This is a genomic window from Zoogloea sp. (genome assembly GCF_017302315.1).
Classification (GTDB): Bacteria; Pseudomonadota; Gammaproteobacteria; order Burkholderiales; family Rhodocyclaceae; genus Zoogloea.
Genome location: NZ_JAFLDT010000014.1, coordinates 12,015 through 31,138, shown reverse-complemented (window position 1 = coordinate 31,138; position 19,124 = coordinate 12,015). Strand labels below are relative to the sequence as shown.

The 19,124-nt window shown below is 64.2% G+C and carries 12 protein-coding genes; 5 read left to right on the top strand and 7 right to left on the bottom strand.

Features of this window, described 5'->3' with window-relative positions; translation table 11 throughout:
- The first annotated feature begins 223 nt into the window (after nt 1-223).
- The gene (locus J0L98_RS06925; RefSeq protein WP_296410881.1) at nt 224-2,137 is read left to right on the top strand and encodes an ATP-binding cassette domain-containing protein; all 1,914 of its coding nucleotides are present in this window, start codon (nt 224-226) and stop codon (nt 2,135-2,137) included.
- Nucleotides 2,138-2,143: 6 nt separating this feature from the next.
- Here J0L98_RS06925 and J0L98_RS06920 read toward each other — a convergent pair whose 3' ends face one another.
- Nucleotides 2,144-3,031 carry an HDOD domain-containing protein gene (locus J0L98_RS06920; RefSeq protein WP_296410879.1) on the bottom strand — a complete coding sequence of 296 codons (888 nt, stop codon included), beginning with the start codon at nt 3,029-3,031 and terminating at the stop codon, nt 2,144-2,146.
- A 156-nt stretch (nt 3,032-3,187) separates the two neighbouring features.
- Here J0L98_RS06920 and J0L98_RS06915 point away from each other — a divergent pair, with 156 nt between their 5' ends.
- From J0L98_RS06915 to J0L98_RS06905, 3 genes are all read left to right on the top strand, one after another.
- On the top strand, nt 3,188-4,195 hold the full coding sequence (locus J0L98_RS06915; RefSeq protein ID WP_296410877.1) for an oxidoreductase: 1,008 nt from the start codon (nt 3,188-3,190) through the stop codon (nt 4,193-4,195).
- A gap of 23 nt (nt 4,196-4,218) precedes the next feature.
- Nucleotides 4,219-5,400, top strand: coding sequence for a response regulator (locus tag J0L98_RS06910; RefSeq protein ID WP_296410876.1), 1,182 nt, complete (start codon nt 4,219-4,221; stop codon nt 5,398-5,400).
- Nucleotides 5,401-5,470: 70 nt separating this feature from the next.
- Complete coding sequence (locus J0L98_RS06905) at nt 5,471-7,366, top strand: propionate--CoA ligase (protein ID WP_296410875.1); 1,896 nt, start codon at nt 5,471-5,473, stop codon at nt 7,364-7,366.
- 94 nt (nt 7,367-7,460) lie between these two features.
- On the opposite strand, the gene J0L98_RS06900 is transcribed toward J0L98_RS06905, so the two are convergent.
- The 6 genes from J0L98_RS06900 to J0L98_RS06875 form a co-directional block, all read right to left on the bottom strand.
- On the bottom strand, nt 7,461-8,912 hold the full coding sequence (locus J0L98_RS06900; protein WP_296410874.1) for a glycosyltransferase family 39 protein: 1,452 nt from the start codon (nt 8,910-8,912) through the stop codon (nt 7,461-7,463).
- Nucleotides 8,909-10,471: a glycosyltransferase family 39 protein gene (locus J0L98_RS06895; RefSeq protein ID WP_296410873.1), complete on the bottom strand. Its 1,563-nt coding sequence runs from the start codon at nt 10,469-10,471 to the stop codon at nt 8,909-8,911. Before J0L98_RS06895 ends, J0L98_RS06900 begins: the two co-directional genes overlap by 4 nt.
- A gap of 12 nt (nt 10,472-10,483) precedes the next feature.
- Nucleotides 10,484-11,542, bottom strand: a complete 1,059-nt coding sequence (locus J0L98_RS06890; RefSeq protein ID WP_296410871.1) for a glycosyltransferase family 2 protein — start codon at nt 11,540-11,542, stop codon at nt 10,484-10,486.
- A 5-nt stretch (nt 11,543-11,547) separates the two neighbouring features.
- Entirely contained in the window at nt 11,548-12,522 is a 975-nt protein-coding gene (locus J0L98_RS06885; protein ID WP_296410870.1) for a lysylphosphatidylglycerol synthase domain-containing protein, read from the bottom strand.
- Nucleotides 12,523-12,524: 2 nt separating this feature from the next.
- Nucleotides 12,525-13,310, bottom strand: coding sequence for a phosphatase PAP2 family protein (locus J0L98_RS06880; protein ID WP_296410868.1), 786 nt, complete (start codon nt 13,308-13,310; stop codon nt 12,525-12,527).
- Nucleotides 13,311-13,410: 100 nt separating this feature from the next.
- On the bottom strand, nt 13,411-14,808 hold the full coding sequence (locus J0L98_RS06875; RefSeq protein WP_296410866.1) for a sensor domain-containing diguanylate cyclase: 1,398 nt from the start codon (nt 14,806-14,808) through the stop codon (nt 13,411-13,413).
- 282 nt (nt 14,809-15,090) lie between these two features.
- On the opposite strand from J0L98_RS06875, the gene purL reads away from it, so the two are divergent.
- Nucleotides 15,091-19,020: a phosphoribosylformylglycinamidine synthase gene (gene purL, locus J0L98_RS06870; protein ID WP_296410864.1), complete on the top strand. Its 3,930-nt coding sequence runs from the start codon at nt 15,091-15,093 to the stop codon at nt 19,018-19,020.
- The last annotated feature ends 104 nt before the right edge of the window (nt 19,021-19,124 follow it).

Here is a 19,124-nt window from a genome sequence, read left to right as displayed (position 1 = left end):
AACAATTCGTATTAGACAGATGGGGCGGCATCAAGTCAACTCATTCGTGAGGCGTCCTTCAGCTCGACCGTGATTGCTGTCGCAAAGTGGGCGAACAGCGTATCGCCTAACCACAACTTCCCTCGGACAGCCCGCCATTTGTGCACCTGCCTTGAATGGTGGCGCCGGGCGAGCGATGGGGCGGAGTAGAATCGCGAGCTTTCCGCATTGCCCGACGCCGCCCATGCCACTGATCACCCTCGACGATGCCTGCCTTGCCTTTGGACATGTCGCCCTGCTCGACAAGGCGGCTTTTCAGCTTGATTCCGGAGAGCGCGTTGCGCTGATCGGGCGCAATGGCAGTGGGAAATCAAGCCTGCTGAAGGCGCTGGCGGGTCAGGCAGCGCTGGATGATGGTCGGCTCTGGCGCCAGCCTGGCGCGCGGGTGGCCTACGTTCCCCAAGAGGCTGATTTTCCGCTGGGGAGAACTGTCTTTGAAACGGTGGCCGACGGTCTCGGGGATGTCGCGAGGCTCTTGGTGGATTACCACGCAGCAATGGTGGCGGTGGCGGAGGACGGCAGTGAGGCGGCGCTCGCACGCCTTGAAGAGGTTCAACATCGTGTCGAGGATGCCCAGGCCTGGCGTCTTGAACAGCGGGTTGAGCAGGTTCTTGCCCAGTTGCGTTTGGCGGGTGACGCTCAAGTAGGCAGCCTTTCCGGGGGCGGTATCAAGCGCGTTGCGCTGGCCCGCGCACTGGTTGGCGAGCCCGAGATGCTGTTGCTTGATGAGCCGACCAATCACCTGGATATTGACGGCATCCTGTGGTTGGAGGAGCTGATTCGCGATTTTCCGGGGGCTGTGGTGGTGATCACCCACGACCGAGTCTTCCTCGATCATGTGGCCACCCGCATCGTGGAGCTTGATCGGGGCGTGCTGGCCAGCTTTCCGGGGCGCTTCTCCGAGTATCTCGCGCGCAAGGCGGAGCACTTGGAAGCGGAGGAGAAGGCCAACGCCCGCTTCGACAAGCTGCTGGCCCAGGAGGAGGTCTGGATCCGCAAAGGCGTGGAAGCGCGCCGGACACGCAATGAAGGGCGAGTGCGGCGTCTTGAGGCCTTGCGCCGGGAACGCAGCGCACGCCGTGATCGCTTTGGCAACGTCAAGCTGGCTTTGGACAGGGGCGAGGGGAGCGGTCAGATGGTGGCCGAGCTGGAGCACGTGGTTAAGACTTTCGGCGCGCGCCAGATTGTGCGCGACTTCTCCACCCGTATCCTGCGTGGTGACCGGATTGGCCTGATCGGTCCGAACGGCGCGGGAAAGACCACCCTGCTCAAACTGATTCTCGGCGAGCTTGAGCCCGATGAAGGCCGTATTCGCCGCGGTACCCGCCAGACTGTGGCGTACTTCGATCAGCTGCGTGCCCAGCTTGATCCGGAAGCGCCGTTAACGGAAGTCATCAGCCCTGGGTCGGACTACGTGGAGATTGCTGGTCATCGCACCCATATCATCGGCTACCTCGGGGATTTCCTGTTTTCTCCCCAGCGTGCGCGTTCACCGATGAAGTCCCTGTCCGGCGGGGAGCGCAATCGTCTCTTGCTGGCGCGGCTGTTTGCCCGCCCCGCCAATGTGCTCGTCCTCGATGAGCCGACCAACGATCTGGATATCGAGACGCTTGATCTGCTGGAGGACCTGCTGGCGCAGTATGACGGTACGGTGTTCCTGGTCAGCCACGACCGGGCCTTCCTGGACAACGTGGTCACCCAAGTGATTGCGGCCGAGGGGGAGGGGAATTGGAAGGAATATGCCGGGGGCTATGACGATTGGCTGCGGGCTCGAAAGTCAGGCGTGGCGACGAGCTTGCCCGTCACGCCAAAAGCCTCGCCTGTGAAAAAGGAAGCTCCCGCTCCCGCCGCAGTGCCCGCAAAGCCGGTCAAGCTTAGCTGGAAGGAGCAGCGGGAACTGGAAGCCTTGCCGGATCGTATAGCCCGGGTGGAGTCCGAGCAGGCACAGATTCAGGCCCGTCTCAATGATCCGGCGACCTATCGGGATTGTGCCCAGGAGCTTCCCGAGCTGAACAGTCGATTGCAGACCCTTGAGGCCGAGCTTGAAAGTGCAATGCAGCGCTGGGAGGAACTGGAGTCACGGGCCGCAGGTCAATAGGCTCCTTCAGACGCTGGGGGGAAGTGCACCTTCCGGTCGCCCACCCGCCTGGAGCAGGGGCTCCATGGCTTCATGGGGCACCGAAAGGCGATGAAGCAGGCTCTCCCGGCCAATATGGAGGAGTGCCTCGATGGCGGCAAGATCATCCGGGATGGCCGCGTTATCCCAGCCTTGGGCCGTGTGCCGTGCCAGGCTGTTGGCGAGCTGAACCGTTCGCACACGGGGGTTTTGGATCTGCCGTTCGTCCATCATGGATATCAACAGTTCGGGCAGATGCCATTGCCGGACGAGCGCCAGTTGCAGTTCCCGAGCCGAGAAATTGAATACTGCGCGCTGGGCAGAACTGGAGCGCAGGCTGCGGTCAAGGCGCTGGCTTTCGTATACCTGGAGGGTCAGGCTTGGGGCAAAGCTCCAGCACAATATGTCGGTGACTTCCAGCAGAAGGGCTGCGACGGTGATTTCGTCCACATCGAGGTCATGCCTGAGTATCGCCCAGTCTCTCGCATAGCGCGCTGCCCGACGCGCCCGGCCAATCACTTTGAGTACGCCGACCAGCGCTCTCGGGTGTGCTTCTATCTGACTTTCTACCGTGGGCAGGTCGGAGAACTCCCGCAGGAAGGGCGAGATGCCCATCATCATGATGGCGCGCTCGATCGTGGTGATGTCGTGGTTCTGCCGGGCCTTGCGGTGGGCCTCAATATGGATCAGTACCTTCAGGGTCATCATTGGATCGCTCAATACCAATGCTGCCACTGTGCGCCCGTTGATGCTTTCCTCCTGTTCCCGCATTGTCTGGAGTTCCTTGACCGTGTGCTTGAGGACAGGGATGGGTTCGTTGCCGAAAAACGCCACGTAGGCATCAAGGGTGTCAAAGGCTTGGTTGATCAGGGCCATGGTCTTCTTCCGGCGGGTGGTGACTCCATTTACGGCACGAATGCCGCGGGATTGAGGTGTCGGGTCGCAGCCCGGATGCTTGGCGAGTGCCAGGGCTATAATTGAGCGACTAACAACAGAAGCGCCAATCCGGCGCCAGATCAAGAGGAGAAGAGCATGTCCAGCGTCGTTACCCCCTTCAAGGCTTTCGTGATCCGTCAGGATGAGAACCGCAAGGTTTGTTCCGCCATGGAAACGCTTTCCGTCGATGCGCTCGACGCCGGTGAGGTTCTTATCAAGGTGGCCTACTCGAGCGTGAATTACAAGGATGCGTTGGCGGCAACGGGTGCCGGCAAGATCATTCGCCGCTTTCCCTGCGTTGGCGGCATCGATCTTTCCGGTACGGTCGTCGAGAGTACCGATCCGCGTTTCAAGGCCGGGGACGAGGTCATCGCCACGAGTTTTGACATCGGTGTCGCGCACCATGGGGGCTATGCCGAATACGCGCGTATTCCGTCTGCTTGGGTTGTGTCTCTTCCGGCCGGCCTTTCCCTGTTTGATTCGATGGCTCTCGGGACCGCGGGGTTTACGGCTGCCCTTGGCGTGGTCCGCATGGAAGACAACGGATTGCGACCTGAAAACGGCCCGGTGATCGTGACCGGTGCCAGCGGAGGTGTCGGCGGTCTGGCTATCGATATGCTGGCAGGGTTGGGGTATCACGTGGTCGCCCTGACGGGCAAGCCCCATGAGGAGGCCTATCTGAAGGATCTGGGCGCGCAGGAGATTCGTCTGCGCGACACCATCGATCCTGCAAAGACACGCCCGTTGGACGCAGGCTTGTGGGCGGGGGCCGTCGATAACGTCGGCGGGGACATCCTTGCCTGGGTACTGTCCACGATGAAACAGGCTGGCACGGTGGCCAGCATTGGCAACGCTCAGAGCATCAGCCTGCCGACTACCGTCTTTCCTTTCATCCTGCGCGGAGTCAGTCTGCTCGGTATCGACTCTGGCTACATGGGCTTTCCGACGCGCTCCCGTGTCTGGGAGCGTCTCGCCACCGACCTGAAGCCCCGGCACCTGGAACAGATGACCCGCACGGTGCCTTTCTCCGAACTCCCCGGCGTGTTCGACGACTTCATCGCCGGTCGGGTCAAGGGGCGCACCGTGATTGCCGTTAATGGCTGAAGTCTCTTCCCAGCGAGTCCAGCATGAATGACGAAAGCGATCAGGCCCTGCCACGGGTCTTGATCATTGATGATTCACGGATGGTGCGTGCGTCCATCATCCGGCATGTGCGGGACCGCTTCGAAGTGCGGGAAGAGGCGGATGGCGAGGCTGGCTGGCAGACGCTGATGGTGGACCCCACCATCCAGGCGGTGATCACCGATATTGGTATGCCCCGCCTGGATGGCTACGGATTGCTCGAGCGCATCCGCAAGAGCCGCATTTCCCGTATCAACACTCTCCCGGTGGTGGTCATCTCCGGCGATGACGAGCCGGATGTGCGGGTCAAGGCGAAGAGTGCGGGGGCCACCGACTTCATTTCCAAGAGCATCGGAAATGTGGAGTTGCTGGCGCGCCTCGAAGCCCTGACCCAGTTGGCCAGAACCCAGCGTGATCTGGAGGAAAGCAGGGCCGCCCTCGCCACTGTCAGCCCGACCGATCCTGCATCCGGGCTGGCCACTCCGTCCTATCTCCACTATCACGCAGCCCAGGAGCTGTCTCTGGCCCATCGGCGCCATGGGGATCTCTCGGTGATGGTCATCGAGATTGACCAGTTCGATAGCCTGATCGCCCGCTATGGGGCCCATGTGGCCCAGTTGGTCAATCGCAAGTTGTCCAAGATTCTCGCCACCAAGCTACGGCAGGAAGACACGGTTGCCGAACTGGCGCCGGCCCGCTTCGTGATCGTCTCTCCGGCCACCAACATGGACGGCGCTTGCGCCTTCGCCATGCGTCTTCGGACGGCCATCGATCACATTGTGATGACCTACCGTGAGGAGCGTATCCGCATTCAGATCACCATTGGTTTGGCGGCCGCTGAGCCTGGCAGGACCCAAACGGTCAGCCACCTGATCGGTGTTGCAATGCAGCGCATTGCCGTGGGCAGGGCCGAGGGTGGCAATCGCGTGATGGGGGCGAAGGGAGAAGTTACCCCCGAGATGGCCAGCGTACCGGTCCGAGCGCCGGTCAGCATCGACCAGTACCTTCTTCAGTTACGCACGGCCGGGCTCGACCCCGGTTTGCGCAGGCAGCTCCCCGATGCCATACGGACGCTCTTGCCCTTGCTGGAATTGATAGAATCCGAATTCCCTTCCGGTCTGCCGCTCGCCACCCTCGCGCGCGTTGCAGAAACCGGTCTGGTGAGTGCAGCACCCAAAGGCGAATAACTAGGCGGGCGCAACGACGCATCGCCAACCAACGTAGTGGTTTGACTATTCGAAAAAGGGAGAGGAACCCATGGCTTCATACAAGGAATTTCACAAGCGCTCCGTCGAAGACCGTAACGGCTTCTGGGGAGAGCAGGCACAACTGATCCACTGGAACAAGCAACCCGAAGAGGTCTACGATTTTTCCAAGCCGCCTTTCGTCAAGTGGTTCGTCGGCGGCGAAACCAACCTCTGCTACAACGCGGTTGACCGCCACGCGGAAACCAACCCCAACGGCAAGGCCCTGGTCTACATCTCCACCGAGACCGACGAAGAAAAGATCTACTCCTTTTCCGAGCTGCGCACCGAGGTCATGCGCATGGCGGCGATCTACCAGGAGCTGGGCGTCAAGAAGGGCGACCGCGTCCTGATCTACATGCCGATGATTGCCGAAGCCTGCTTCGCAATGCTGGCCTGCACCCGCATTGGCGCGATCCACTCGGTGGTGTTCGGTGGCTTTGCCTCCCACTCCCTGGCCACCCGCATCGACGATGCCAAGCCGACCGTGATCGTCTCCTCCGACGCCGGCATGCGCGGCGGCCGCCCGGTTCCCTACAAGCACCTGCTGGACGAAGCCATCGGCTTGGCCGAGCACAAGCCCGCCGCCGTGCTGATGGTCAATCGTGGCCTCGACAAGGACATGAACGTTGTCGTCGGCCGTGACGTCGATTACGCCACCCTGCGTGCCAAGCACATGGATGCCCAGGTTCCCGTCACCTGGCTTGAGTCCTCCGAACCCAGCTACATCCTGTACACCTCCGGCACCACTGGCAAGCCCAAGGGCGTGCAGCGCGACACCGGTGGCTATGCCGTGGCCCTCGCGGCTTCAATGAAGCACATCTACTGCGGCAACCCCGGCGAGACCTTCTTCTCCACCTCCGACATCGGCTGGGTGGTGGGTCACAGCTACATCATCTATGGCCCGCTGATCAACGGCATGGCCACGATCATGTACGAAGGCACGCCGCTGCGTCCCGATGCCGGCATCTGGTGGAAGATCTGTCAGGATCAGGAAGTCACCGTGATGTTCAGCGCGCCGACCGCCATCCGCGTGCTCAAGAAGCAGGACCCGGCTTTCCTCAAGAAATACGACCTGTCCAAGCTGCGCGCCCTCTACTGCGCCGGCGAGCCGATGGATGAAACCTCCCACAAGTGGATGATGGACGAGCTGGGCATTCAGGTCATCGACCATTACTGGCAGACCGAGACCGGCTGGGCCATGCTGTCCCTGATGCCTGGTGTCGAGAAGCAGGAAGTGCAGCTTGGCTCCCCAGGCTTCCCGGTGTATGGCTACGATGTGCGTCTGTTCCGCGACGACGGTTCCGAATGCGGCCCCAACGAAAAGGGCATCGTCGGCGTGGTTCCGCCGCTGCCGCCGGGCTGCCTGTCCACCGTGTGGGGTGACGACAAGCGCTTCGTGTCCACCTACTTCACCCTGTTCCAGGAGCCGCTGGTTTATTCCAGCTTCGACTGGGGCATCAAGGACGACGCCGGCTACTACAAGATCCTTGGCCGTACCGATGATGTGATCAACGTTGCCGGTCATCGCCTCGGTACCCGTGAAATCGAAGAGGCTGTCCAGGCTCACCCGGCTATTGCCGAAGTGGCCGTCGTCGGTGTGGCCGATCAGCTCAAGGGTCAGATGCCCATGGCCTTCGCCGTGGTCAAGGATCCGGCCTCGGTGGACACCCCGGAGAAAGTGGCCGATCTCGAAAAGGCTGTCATGAAGCTGGTGGATGGCAGCCTCGGCGCCATTGCCCGTCCGGCTCGGGTGCACTTTATCTCCGGTCTGCCCAAGACCCGCTCCGGCAAGATGCTGCGTCGCTCCATCCAGGCGCTGGCCGAGGGCCGTGATCCGGGTGATCTGACCACCATCGAGGATCCTTCGACCCTCGAGCAGATCAAGACCGCACTGGCTGCCAAGTAAGCAGTCTGTCGTCCTGCAAAAAAACCGACCGGTCGCAAGACCGGTCGGTTTTTTGTTTGAGTCAGCTGAATTCCGACGCCCGGGGCGCTAGGGTTCAGTAACCCTGGAAATCCCGCAGCAAGAAGACATGAACCTCGCGCCGGAAATCCTTGTGGATGGGCACGACGACCTTGCCAAGCTTCTCGCTGGATGCGAAGTGTGGGGCGATGTCTGGGATGTCGGCCTTTCGGCTGACGTAGATGATGTCCCGGCCGCGCTTGTCGCGCAGGGTGGTCATCAGCTCGTAGTGGTCGATGGGCGTTCCGCCCGGATGCCAGGCGGCGTATTCGGCGGGGTGGAGGCGGTAGACCAGGTGGGCGATCAGCTCCCGGTCTTCGGCCACCAGTACGCTGCCCGGATGCCCGGCCAGATACGGGCGCACCGCATCGGCCAGGTTGATCCAGCCGCGGGCGCGCTTGAAGGGATCGTTCTTGGCCGTCAGCGCAATGCCGGTGGCCCGGGCCAGGTCCGGCCAGTGGTAGGCGGCGGTGGACGCGATGAGGTTGAAAGCGATGCCTGCGACGACCCAGCGCTTACGCTCCTTCAGGAATACGGCCGGTACCAGCAGACAAGCTGCAATGAAGACAGGCGCAGCCCAGTTGCCGTTGGCTCGGCCAGTGAGTGCCTGCAGGCTCACCAGAAGCAGCAAGGGCAGGATGAAGATCAGCAGCGTGCGGTGGGCGGGTGTTCGGGCAAGGCTCCGACTGCGGAGCAGTGCCCAGGCCAGCAGTATTCCCAGCACCGGACCGAAGGAAAGCCACTGGGCGCCGAGGAATTCGCCCAACTGGCCTGGATGCAGACCACGCTCACCGTGGCCGACACGGGTGATCTCGGCGGTATGGCGAAAGGTGGGGAAGTCGTGCGCCCAGTTCCAGTAAAGGTTCGGCGACAGCACCGCAAGTGCAAGCAGCAGGGCCACCCACGGCTGGGGGCGAGCCAGCCAGCGCCGATGACGTGGGTCGAGGATGATCAGTAGCAGCGCAGAAGGCAGAAAGGCGGCCATGGTGTACTTGGACATCAGGCCGATGCCGATCATCGCTCCGCAGGCCAGCCAGTCAGCCCACCCGTCTCCCTCCAGGGCCCGCAGCAAGAAGAGCATGGCCAGCGACCAGCACAGCAGCAGGGGCGCGTCCGTGGATACGAACAGGCCCAGGGCGGCCACAAGGGGCATGGACAGGAAACACAGCCCGGCCCAGAAGCCGACCCGGGGCGAGTACAAACGGCGGCCCAGCCCATACAGGGCAAACGCGGTGGCCGGGTAGAGCAGCAGGGAGGGCAGCTTGATGGCCACCAGTCCGTTGCCGAGCAAGGCAGTGCTGGCGGCGATGAGCGCGGCGATCAGCGGCGGCTTGGAGTAGTAGCCCCAGTCCAGGTTCTGGGACCAGCCCCAGTAATAGGCCTCATCCACATACAAGTCGATGCCCAGGTGGTTGATCACCCAGATGCGGTAGGCGGTGAGGAGGGCGGCGATGAGGGCCAGCAGCCCGACGAAGCTGCGGTCGTTCATGGCTTGATCCGCACCAGGGCGACGCCCCCTTCACGGAACAGGATGTCCACCGACGCATCGGTGGGCAGGCGGTCGACGCGGGTCAGGGCCACCTGGCCAGCTTCGGGGTTGCCCTTCAGGGTGATGGCCTGACGATAGACGCTGAAGCTTGGCGCGGTGGTGAAGCGCCAGAACATCACCTCTTCGCCCAGCTCCCGGGCCTTCAGACCGGCGGCCTTGACCGGGCCTTGTGCCAGCTCGCCCGCATAGGGGACGACCACGCCGGCAAGGAGGGCGACCTGCAGTGCCGCCGTGATGACCAGTTTGGGAATGAGCCGGAACCGGGGGAAGAACATGATGCCGAGCCAGACCATCAGGCCGCCGACCGTGGCGGCGATGTAGGTGCCATCGGCCACTTCCAAGGCACGTGCCAGCTGGGCGCGGTAGAAACCGTCGCCCAGGCTGCTGTGGGCCAGCGCATCGAAGAGGTTTGGCAGCAGGGGGAAGAGCAGCAGCAGAAGGCCCGGGGCGATCAGGTGGGGCCATGCCCGACGGGCTTCACCCGCATGCAGCCCGATCAGGATGAACAACGGCGTGCAGCCGTAGAGCACGTAGTGGGGCAGCTTGGTGCCGGACAGGGAGAAGAAGGCCAGCACGAAGCCGAACCAGATCCACAGGAAGCGCCGTAGCGGATCATGCACATCGCTGCGGACCCGGGCCAGAGCGTTGAAGAACAGGCCGCTCCAGGGGAGCAGCAGCAGCGGTACTGCGATCAGATAGTAGAACGCACTGCCGCCGTGGCCTTCCAGCGATCCGGAGAAGCGCTGGACGTTGTGGCGCAGGATGAAGCCATCGATGAAGTCCTGGCCGTGGAGCGCGTAGGCGTAGGCGTACCAGGGGGCGGCGATGGCCGTCAGGATCAGTAGGCCAAGGGGGTTGAAGACGGTGCGGAACCAGATCCTCCACTCTCCGCGGCTGGCGCAGTAGAGCAGGCTCACCGTCCCCGGGACGATCAGGGCGACCGGCCCTTTGGTCAGGGCGCCCAGCCCGATCCACACAAACGCCCGCAGCAGGGGAGCGCGGTGGCCGCTTTCCAGGTGACGCCAGACATCGAAGAGGGTCAGTGCCAGCAGGCAATTGAGCAGGCCGTCGGCGGTGGCGGCACGGCCGATGGCAAACGGGCCGAGGGCCGTACAGGCCACGGCCAGCGCGAGCAGGGCCGCATCCTCGCCGACACGGCGACGGGCGAAAAAATAGGTGGCGTAGCTCCACACGATGGCGGCCACCGCCGACGGCAGCCGGAAGGCCCACTCGCTGGCGCCGAAGATCAGGTAGCCGATGGACTGCAGCCAGTAGACCAGGATCGGCTTGTCGAAACGCGGGGCACCGTTGAGGTAGGTGAACAGGAAGTCACCCCGCTCGAACATCTCGCGGGTGGCTTCGGAGAACGCGCCTTCGTCCACGTCGAACAGGGGGGCGCCGCCGAGACGCAGCAGGAAGGCCAGCAGGGGAAGCGCGAGGATCAGGCGGCCGAGCGGGCTGCCGGCGAGCGGCCCGCCGGCGGGATGGAATCCGGGCATGGGCGGAGTCGCCTACTTGCCGTCGCCGCTGCGCCAGCCCTGGCCGTCGTCCAAGGCTTCACGGTCCCGGGCCACATAGGCCTGGCTCTGCCCGGACTCGAAATACACCCGGGTGAGCAGTTCGGCGAGGACGCCGGTGGTGACCATCTGGATGCCGGCAATCACGAAGAAGAAGCCGCCAAAGAACATCGGGCGGGTGCCGATGGAGGCGCCGGTGAACAGCTTGAGCAGGCCCAGATAGCTGAGGATCAGCATGCCCAGCGCCCCCAGCCCCAGCCCGATGCCACCAAAGAAGTGGCCGGGGCGGGTGCGGAAGCGCATGAAGAAGTAAACAAAGATCAGGTCGAGAATGACCCGGAAGGTGCGCGAGATGCCGTACTTGGACTCGCCAAACATGCGCGCGTGGTGGGTGACCTCTTCCTGGGCGATCTTGCGCGGGGTGGTGACGGTGGCCAGCCAGGCCGGGATGAAGCGGTGCATCTCGCCATACAGACGCACGTTCTTGATGGCGCTGGCGCGGAAGGCCTTGAGGGAGCAGCCGTAGTCCTGCAGGTGCACGCCGGTGATGCGGGCGATCAGGCGGTTGGCGATCTTGGAGGGGATCTTGCGCAGGATCATCCCGTCCTTGCGGTTCTTGCGCCAGCCGGCCACCAGGTCGAGATCTTCGCGCAGCAGGCGGCCGACCATGCGCGGAATGTCGATAGGGTCGTTCTGGAGGTCGCCGTCCATGGTGACGATGACGTCGCCGCGGGCCGCGTCGAGGCCCGCCTGCATGGCCGCGGTCTGCTTGAAGTTGCGCATCAGGGCGACGATGCGCACGTGGGGGCCATAGCGCAGGGCCGCCTTTTCGAGGTTGGGCACCGTGTTGTCGGATGAGCCATCATCAACGATCACCACTTCCCAGGGGTAGGGATAGGGGCCGAGGGCCAGGTGGATGCGCTCAAGGAGCGGGTCCACGTTGTCTTCCTCGTTATAGAGGGGGACGACGACCGACAGGCGGTGAGGGGGCAGGTCAGCCGGAATGTCCGGCGTGGCCGGAGGAAGCGGAGAGTGCAGGGTGGATTCGGTCATGGTGGCTATTCAGCTGAAATTCTGGTTTGCGCCCCGTCGGCGTCGGACGAGGCGGATTGTAAGTCGGACGCCGCGGCTGCGCTCGCTTGATGGGCGGCCGGGGCGGGGAAAAGCCAGGCGATGGCGCCAGCAGTGACCGAGCAGGCGATCACGAAGAGGTGCAGGGCGAGGGCCGCCTGAAGGCCGGCAGCCAGCGGAATGCCGCTGGGCAGGAGGGCTGCCGCGGCGCCCGCCTCGTAGGTGCCGAAGCCGGCCACACCCTGGATCGGCAGGATCGCGGCGAGTTCAGCGCCCAGCGCGCCCGCCGCGCCAATGGCAAGGCCTGCGGGGAGCAGGGCTGCCAGCAGGCCTGCCTGGGCGGCGAGCTTGACCGTCCAGTTGGCCAGCGTCCAAGCCCAGCCGAAACGGGCGTGGCGGGTGCTTTCGGCGAAGGCATCACGAACCTTGCCCAGTTTTGCGGTCATGGCCTTGCCTTCCGCCCAATCGTGGGGTGTGCGAGCCCAGCGGGGCAGCCACCAGGCCAGGGCCAGCACGCCAGTGACGGCCAGCCCCTTGAGCCCCGGATGCAGCCCTGGCCAGACGAGGGCTGCCAGTGCCAGAACGACGAAGGCGTCCTGCAGGCGGAACCAGAACAGGGAGGCGACGGCCCGGGGCAGGGCAATGCCAAAGCTCTGCCGCAAGAGCAGCGGAAAGGCCGCCTCGCCCCCCCGGAAGGGAACCACATTGACCATTGCGTTGTGGATCAGCACGATGCGCAGGCAAGCGCCAAAGCGCCCTGTTGCCTGGGCGCGGAATTCGTCGAAGACCCGCAGGGTGCGCAACAGGTACGACAGAAGAAAGCCGCCGGTAGCGAGGCCCAGGGTCAGTCCGTCGACACGGCGGGCCACTTCGCCCAGCCCTTGCCAGCGGTTGTCGGACATCAACCAGACCAGGAGCCCGAGCGAGACCGCGATGGCAAATAAACGTTTGATGATCTTCACGATCAGTACACCCGCTCGCGCATCAGTGCTGCCGCGGCGCCACCGATTCCCCACGCGGCGAGGCCGATCTGGTAGAGCCGCGCCTGGGGATAGCCCAGGTCTACGAAGATCATGGCCAGACTGCTTGCCAGTGCAATGGCAGCCATGGCGCGAAGGCCTCCCGGGTGTTGCCAGAAGCGCATCCGGCCGGACAGCCATACGCCGAGGCCGCCGGTGATCCAGCCCCCGACGGCGCCGGTCAGTACGTCCAGCGGCCAGTGGGCACCGACGGCGATACGGGAAAGACTGATGAGGATTGCCATGGCAAGAAAGGCAAGCGCAGCCCTGCCACGGGTTTCAGGCCGCGGCCAGGTGAGGATCAGCACGGCGGCAACCACGAAGGCCGTCGTGGCATGGCCCGACGGAAAGGAATGAACATAGAGTTTCTGGCCAATCTGCTGGAAGCTGCCAGGCTCCAGCACACCGGCCGGCCGCATCACATCGAACACACGCTTCCCCCCCTGGCTGAAGAGCACGCCGACCGGCGCCGCCAGGAAGGCAGCGGCGAGCCAGCGGGGCTGGGTCTTGAGGGTTGGGGCAAGCAGGGCGATCATGCCAAGCACCGATCCGGACAGGCTGATGGCCGACCACAAGGCGGGGGGGAGCCAGCCTGTACTCGCCCCATTGATGAACATGAACAGATCCCGGTCACTCCCGTCGAGCATCAAGCCCAGCGCCAGGGTCGCCAGAAAGGCTGCCGGAATGCCCGCCCAATAGCGCGGGAATGGCTCGGCGGGGTCTGCTGTCACGTCGGTCTTCGCGTCGGGAAGAGGGTGTGAGGACAAGGCGCGGGGAAAGGCAACAGGGCCCTCCAGTTTACCCGATCACGCTGCAGCGTTGATGGCGCCGTCAGGCCAATCGGCCGGTGCCACCCACACTTGTGAGCAGGGCCGGCCGCTTGCCCGTCTGTTTGGCGCGGTACATGGCTGCGTCCGCGGCACGCATCAGGCTGTCCTGATCAGTGCCATCCCCCGGCGCAAGGGCCAGACCGATGCTGCCCCCCAGGGGAATCAGGTGTTCCTGGATCTGGAAAGGGTGGGCAAACACACTAAGCAGGCGGTCTCCCAGGAAGCGCAGGCTTTCCCGGTTGTTGATGTCGGGGAAGACGCCCACGAACTCGTCACCGCCGACTCGGGCGATCACGTCGCCGTTGCGCAGGGCGGCGCTGAGGCGCTGGGCAACTTGTACGAGGAGGGCGTCGCCCACCGCGTGTCCGTAGGTATCGTTGATGGGCTTGAAACCGTCCAGATCCAGGACCGCGACGCCGAGTACCAGGCCCTGCCCGGTACAACGCGCCAGCTCTTTCTTGAAGTGTCCCTCGAGGAAGCCCCGGTTGGGCAGACTGGTGAGGGCGTCGTGGTTGGCGAGATGCTGGAGGCACTCGGCTGTGAGATGGCGGGCCGTAACGTCCAGCAGCGTGACGATTCGCAACGGACCCGTGTAGCCTTCGATGGTGCCGGGAATCCGTTCGATGGCAAGGGGCATTCCGTCGGGACGTTCCCCGGTCCAGACGCCTTCCTGTTCGGTCAGAATGTCTTCGAGGCGTTTTCCCCGCAAAGCCTTGCGTGGGCGGCCGAGCATGCGGCAGGCGGCGCGGTTTGCGTCGGCGATCTTGTTGGTGCTGCCCAGTATGCATACGCCCGCACCGATCTGGTTCATCATCGAGCGCATCAAGCGGCCGGATCGTTCGGAGCGTCGCGTCTGCCTCAGCAGGATGGCGCACATCACGACAAAGGCTACGATGCCCGTCACGATCACCAGCGCGGCGAGGCGGTCGGCCAACAAAATGGCTTCCTCATGCTCCTGGCCGAGCTGGCGGGCAAGTTGCGTAAGCGTGGGCGCAACCGCCGAGAGCTCGCTGGCGGCGGCGGAGGAGCCGGGGTCGAGGACTTCAAGGCGGGAGAAACTGTTCCAGTGCGCAAGCGCCTCGGTCAGGATCCGTCGCGCGTTTGCGTTCTCGAGGGGGGCGAGGTTGATCTGATTGCTCTCGAGGGTCTGCACCGGGCCACCGCCGGCAAGCGCTTGAAGTACGGATTCAAGCCAGCGGTGGCGTGCGTCGCGCACCGCAGGATTGGCTGTGATCTCGGTGTGTGGTTCGCGGCCCGGCGCGGTCGCAATGTGCCAAGCCATCGCCGTGCCCTGACGCACCAAGGACAGTTGCTCCGACAGGCGGCGATGGGCGGTGGTGTGCTGGTAGGCCAGTACCAGCATTGCAAGCTCAATGGCGCAAAACAGGGTCGCAAGCACCCAGAAGATCCTGGAGGGCAGGGACGCAGTGAACGATGCGCGGCGAGATGGCATGAGTGAAGGGAGTCGATCCGCAAACGGAGCAGCGTGGAATTATTGCATAGGTCGGCGGCATTTCCTGCCCTGCATCGGACGTGGTGGGCATGTCCCGGTCCGAGGTGCGTGCGAAAGCGTGGTCGGAGCCGGCGATGGGCTCGGGTATAATCACCGGCTTTTCTATTGTCCGTCCTCGAGTCTGGTGACTCCGGGCGGGCGGTTTCAAACCTCGCGCCCTTCCTTGCCATGTCCGAAATCCTCAAGCTGCGCGGTGCGCCCGCCGTCTCCCGCTCCCGTCTCGCCCGCCTGACCGATTCGGTCAAGATGGTGTTGCCTCGCCTCAAGGCATTGGGGGTGGAGAACTGGTACTTCGCCGAGATCAGCGCGCCCCTTTCTGATGAAGAACTGGCCAGGCTGTTGGATCTGCTGGGTGCCTACCCCGAAGGCGCCGCGCCAGCGGGCAGCCTGCTGCTGGTCACGCCACGCCTCGGCACGATTTCCCCCTGGTCCTCCAAGGCCACGGACATCGCCCATCAGTGCGGCTTCGACAAGATCATCCGCATCGAGCGGGGCACGGCCCTCAGCTTCGATCTGCGTGGTGGCCTTGATGCCCGTGATCGCGAGGCGGTGCTGCCGGCCATTCACGACCGCATGACCGAGTCGGTGCTCGACAATGTGGATGCGGCCCACGCCCTGTTCCATCACTACCAGCCTCAGCCCCTCACCACGGTGGCGATCATCGAGCAGGGGCGTGATGCCCTGGTGGTGGCCAATAGCGAACTGGGTCTGGCCCTGTCCGAGGATGAGATCGACTACTTGGTGGAGAACTTCACCCGCATGGGGCGCAACCCCACCGATGTGGAGCTGATGATGTTCGCCCAGGCGAACTCCGAGCACTGCCGCCACAAGATCTTCAACGCCGACTGGGTGATCGACGGCCGGCCCATGGACAAGACCCTGTTCGGCATGATTCGCGAGACCCACAAGGCCCACCCGGAGGGCACCGTGGTGGCCTACTCGGACAATGCCTCTGTGATCGAGGGCGCCACGGTGGCTAAGCTCTATCCGGATGCCGACGGTGCATGGAAGTACCAGGACGAGCTGACCCATATCCTCGCCAAGGTCGAAACCCACAACCACCCCACCGCGATCTCTCCCTTCCCGGGGGCTTCCACCGGCTCCGGCGGCGAGATCCGCGACGAGGGCGCCACCGGCCGCGGCTCCAAGCCCAAGGCGGGCCTCACCGGCTTCTCCGTGTCCAACCTGGAGATCCCCGGCTTCGAGCAGCCCTGGGAGCAGGCCTACGGCAAGCCCGAGCGCATTGCCTCGGCCCTGGATATCATGATTGAAGGCCCCCTGGGTGGTGCTGCCTTCAATAACGAATTCGGCCGTCCAAACCTGACCGGCTACTTCCGTACCTTCCAGCAGAGCGTGCAGGACGAGGTGCGGGGCTACCACAAGCCCATCATGATCGCCGGCGGCCTGGGCTGTATCCAGGATCAGCAGTCCTTCAAGATCAAGTTCGGCCCCGGCACCCTGCTGATCCAGCTGGGCGGCCCCGGCATGCTGATCGGTCTGGGCGGCGGCGCCGCCTCGTCCATGGCCACCGGCACCAACACCGCCGACCTGGACTTTGCCTCCGTACAGCGCGGCAACCCCGAGATTCAGCGTCGCTGCCAGGAAGTCATCGACGCCTGCTGGCAGAAGGGTGAAGCCAACCCCATCCTGTCGATCCACGACGTGGGCGCCGGCGGCCTGTCCAATGCCTTTCCCGAGCTGGCCGACTCCGCCGAGCTGGGCGCGCGTTTCGAGCTGCGTGAGGTGCACATCGAAGAGCCGGGCATGAGCCCGCGGGAGATCTGGTCCAACGAATCCCAAGAGCGCTACGTGCTGGCCATCGCGCCGGAGAGCCTGGATGTCTTCAAGGCCATCTGCGAGCGCGAGCGCTGCCCGTTCGCAGTGGTCGGCACGGCTTCGGATGATGGTCAACTGGTGGTGTCCGACCGCCACTTCGACAACAACGCGGTCGACATGGAAATGCAGGTCCTGCTGGGCAAACCGCCCAAGATGACCCGCAACGTGTCCACCCGCCAGGTCTTCGTGCCGCCCTTCGACGTGACGGACATCGATCTGGCCGACGCCTGCCGCCGCGTGCTGCGCATGCCGGCCGTGGCCAGCAAGAGTTTCCTGATCACCATCGGCGATCGCTCGGTGGGCGGCATGACCGCCCGCGACCAGATGGTCGGCCCGTGGCAGATCCCCGTGGCGGATGTGGCCGTGACCACCATGAGCTACAAGGGCTACCTGGGCGAGGCCTTCGCCATGGGCGAACGCACCCCGGTGGCAACCCTCGACGCGCCTGCCTCAGGCCGCATGGCCATCGGTGAGGCCATCACTAACATCGCCGCAGCCGACATCCGCAGCCTGGGTGACGTGAAGCTCTCCGCCAACTGGATGGCCGCCGCCGGCCACCGGGGCGAGGACGTCAAGCTCTACAAGACCGTCGAGGCCGTGTCCCAGTTCTGCCAGCAGGCCGGCATCGCCATCCCGGTGGGCAAAGACTCCCTGTCCATGCGCACCGCCTGGAGCGAGGACGGTGAAGACAAGCAGGTGGTGTCGCCCCTGTCCCTGATCGTCACGGGCTTTGCGCCGGTGCAGGACGTGCGCCGCACCCTCACGCCCCAGTTGCAGTTCCCCGAGGGCGTCGAGACCGAGCTGCTGCTTATCGATCTGGGCAACAACGCCAACCGCCTCGGCGGCTCGGTGCTGGCCCAGGCCTACAACTCGGTGGCCGAGCACGCCCCCGACGTGGACGCCGACCAGCTCAAGGCCTTCTTCGACCTGATCCAGCAGTGGCGCAAGGACGACCTGATCCTGGCTTACCACGACCGCGCCGATGGCGGTCTCTTCGCGACCCTCTGCGAGATGGCTTTCGCTTCAAAGTGCGGTCTGTCGGTGATGCTGGATACCGTCGCCTACGACCAGTACATGAACGACGTGGATGGTCTCGACAAGCGCCCGGATTCCCTCAAGGGGCGCTTCAACGACATGCTCTTCAAGGCGCTGTTTGCCGAGGAGCTCGGTGCGGTGATCCAGATTCGCCGCGACGATCGCAGCCGCTTCACCGAAGCCCTACGGGCCGCGCGCCTTTCCTATCACTTCGTCGGCGAACCCAACGACCGTGACGAGCTGCGCTTCTGGCGCAATGCAAAGCTGGTGTTCAATGCCCCCCGTGCCGAGCTGCTGCAGACCTGGTCCGAGACCAGCTACCAGATCGCCCGCCTGCGCGACGACGCAGACTGTGCCCGTGAAGAGTTCGAAGCCCTGGCGGATGTTGCCAATCCTGGTCTTAGTGTTGCACTTACCTATAACCCGGCCGATGACATCGCCGCGCCCTTCATCGCCACCGGCGCCCGTCCGAAGATCGCGATCCTGCGTGAGCAGGGGGTGAACTCCCAGGCCGAGATGGCCGCCGCTTTCGAGCGGGCGGGCTTCGCGCCCTTCGATGTGCACATGTCCGACCTGCAGGCCGGCCGAGTCCGTCTCTCGGACTTCAAGGGTCTGGCGGCCTGCGGCGGCTTTTCCTACGGCGACGTGCTGGGGGCAGGGCAGGGTTGGGCCAAGTCCATCCTGTTCAATGCCGCCCTGCGCGAGCAGTTCGAGACTTTCTTCAAGCGTTCCGACACCTTCGCCCTGGGGGTTTGCAACGGCTGCCAGATGATGTCCAACCTGGCCGAGATCGTCCCCGGTGCCGAAACCTGGCCGCGCTTCCAGCGCAATCGCAGCGAGCAGTTCGAGGCCCGCTTCGTGATGGTGGAGGTGCAGGAAAGCCCGTCCATCCTGCTGGCCGACATGGCTGGCAGCCGCATGCCCATCGTCGTGTCCCACGGCGAAGGTCGCGCCGTGTTCGCGGGTATTGACGCCCAGGACAACGCGAAGGTGGCCCTGCGCTACGTGGATAACAGCGGTGCCATCGCCGAGCGTTATCCTTTCAACCCCAACGGCTCGCCCGCCGGCATCACCGGCCTGACCACGCCGGACGGTCGCTTCACCATCATGATGCCGCACCCGGAGCGCACCGCCCGTAGCGTGCAGATGAGCTGGCATCCGGCTGATCTGGGTGAGGATTCGCCGTGGCTGCGGATGTTCCGCAATGCCCGCAAGTGGGTGGGCTGAGTCCGTCGATACTGCCCGCCATCCAGGCACAGCAAAAAGGCCGTCGCATGCGACGGCCTTTTTGCTGTGCGGCGTGTCTCCGGGCACGGAAGTCCCGGGGACCA